The organism is Streptomyces albus subsp. chlorinus (assembly GCF_013302895.1).
GTDB classification, from domain to species: domain Bacteria; phylum Actinomycetota; class Actinomycetes; order Streptomycetales; family Streptomycetaceae; genus Streptomyces; species Streptomyces chlorinus.
The window spans coordinates 3,766,561-3,768,436 of the sequence record NZ_VJOK01000001.1; the positions used below are offsets into that span (position 1 = coordinate 3,766,561).

General features: G+C 71.3%; 2 protein-coding genes, 1 tRNA gene and 1 pseudogene. 2 read left to right on the top strand and 2 right to left on the bottom strand.

Annotation, left to right across the window (positions count from 1 at the left end; all coding sequences use genetic code 11):
- Together FM076_RS33900 and FM076_RS16735 are read right to left on the bottom strand one after the other, a co-directional pair.
- Nucleotides 1-129: pseudogene (locus FM076_RS33900) on the bottom strand (FHA domain-containing protein); the annotation flags it as partial.
- Nucleotides 130-139: 10 nt separating this feature from the next.
- Complete coding sequence (locus tag FM076_RS16735; protein ID WP_173871602.1) at nucleotides 140-955, bottom strand: FhaA domain-containing protein; 816 nt, start codon at nucleotides 953-955, stop codon at nucleotides 140-142.
- A gap of 428 nt (nucleotides 956-1,383) precedes the next feature.
- On the opposite strand from FM076_RS16735, the gene FM076_RS16740 reads away from it, so the two are divergent.
- Nucleotides 1,384-1,467, top strand: a tRNA-Leu gene (locus FM076_RS16740).
- Between the two features lie 147 nt (nucleotides 1,468-1,614).
- Nucleotides 1,615-1,876 (top strand): hypothetical protein (locus tag FM076_RS33155; protein WP_207730271.1); only part of this gene is annotated, 262 nt, incomplete at its 3' end.

Consider the following 1,876-nt stretch of genomic DNA (forward strand, 5'->3'; position numbering starts at 1 on the left):
CCGCGCGGTGCGCTGGGTCACCCTGGTGCCGAACAGGTCGCTCCGGATGACCTGGATGGACACGATGACGAACAGCCACAGTACGGCGAGAAACCCCAACCGCATGACCGTGAGGGTCAGCTCTGACATTGCCCCCGCTTCACCCTTCGGCTTGCCGGTAAATGATCGTGGTACTGCCCACGACGATGCGTGAGCCGTCGCGGAGCGTAGCGCGCGAGGTGTGCTGCCCGTCCACCACGATGCCGTTCGTGGACCCCAGGTCCTGGATGGACGACGGGTTTCCCGCGCGGATCTCGCAGTGCCGGCGCGATACCCCGGGGTCGTCGATCCGCACGTCGGCCTCCGTGCTGCGGCCGAGCACCAGGGTCGGCCCGGAGATCTGGTGGCGGTTGCCGTTGATCTCGATCCAGCGCCGCGTCTCGGTGCCCGGCAGCGGCCCCGCGGCGCCGGCGGGTCCCGGCGCGTAGGAGGGCGGGGCGGAGGGGGTGGGCGGAGCGGAGGCGGGGCGTGGGGGGTATCCGTAACCGCCGGACGCGGGGGCGGAGGGGCCCGGCCCGCGCTGGGCCTGGGACTGGGAGGTGCTCGCGGCGAGTGTACGGCTGCGCACACGGTAGAGGCCGGTGTCGAGGTCCTCGGCCTTCTCCAGGTGGACCTTGATCGGGCCCATGAAGGTGTAGCGCTGCTGCTTGGCGTAGTCCCGCACCATGCTCGCCAGTTCGTCGCCGAGCTGGCCCGAGTAGGGACTGAGCCGCTCGAAGTCGGGCGGACTCAGCTCGACGATGAAGTCGTTGGGCACGACCGTGCGCTCACGGTTCCAGATGGTGGCGTTGTTGTCGCACTCGCGCTGGAGGGCGCCCGCGATCTCGACGGGCTGTACCTCGGACTTGAACACCTTCGCGAAGGTGCCGTTCACGAGACCCTCGAGCCGCTGCTCGAACCGCTTCAGAACTCCCACGACGCACCTCCTTCCCAGATGCTCCCGGACCTAGCCGACTGCTCCCGGACCCAGCCGACCCGACCGACCTAGTGTGTCCCCTTCCCAGTGTCCCCCGGGATGTGGGCACAGCGCTCCTGCGGTACTGCTTACTGATCGTATCCACGCGCGGGGAAATCGACTGGTTCCCCGCCGGGGCCCGGTGCTCAAGTGTTGCCCCTCACAGTGGCGCGCGCGTGGCCCCCGCCCACAGTCGCCCGTACCGCCCTACAGCGTCGCATGGATCGCGGGGTTCCTGTACTGCGTCCCGGCGCCCCGGGCCGGGTCCCGCCACGTGGGAAGGGGCCGCGGGCCGGGCGTCGCATACGGATGTGAGTCCACCCCGGACTACGTGCTAATCTTCTGGATGTCGGCAGGCGCCCGGGACGGGCGAGGCGACAACACCCAATGCGCGGGTGGCGGAATAGGCAGACGCGCTGGATTCAGGTTCCAGTGTCCGAAAGGACGTGGGGGTTCAACTCCCCCCTCGCGCACAACAAGAAGCCCCTCTCCGGTGGAGACACCGGGGAGGGGCTTCTTCGTACCTCCGGGGAGTGCGCCCTGAAGGGGGTGCCCACGGGGCGGTTCCGGGCTACGGGGCGGTGCCGGGCCACCGCTGGGCGGGGTGGCAGTCGTGTCCGGTGAGCGTGCTCGGTCCGGTCTCCTCGACGCGGGCGCAGAGCCAGTTGTCCAAGCCGCCGCGGCCCTCGATGGGGGACGCCCGCCGCGGACGGGCCGCCCGGTTTCCGCACGCAGCCCTCGCCCAGCAGCGAGCCCGGCTCGTCGCCCGCCGCGGTGGTCTCGCAGGCGTAGTGGTGGGCGGCCTGCGGGCCGGCGGCCGGCAGGGGCGCCGCGGCGAGGGCCGCCGAGGCGCCGGGCAGGAGCGCCCCCGCGGCAAGTACG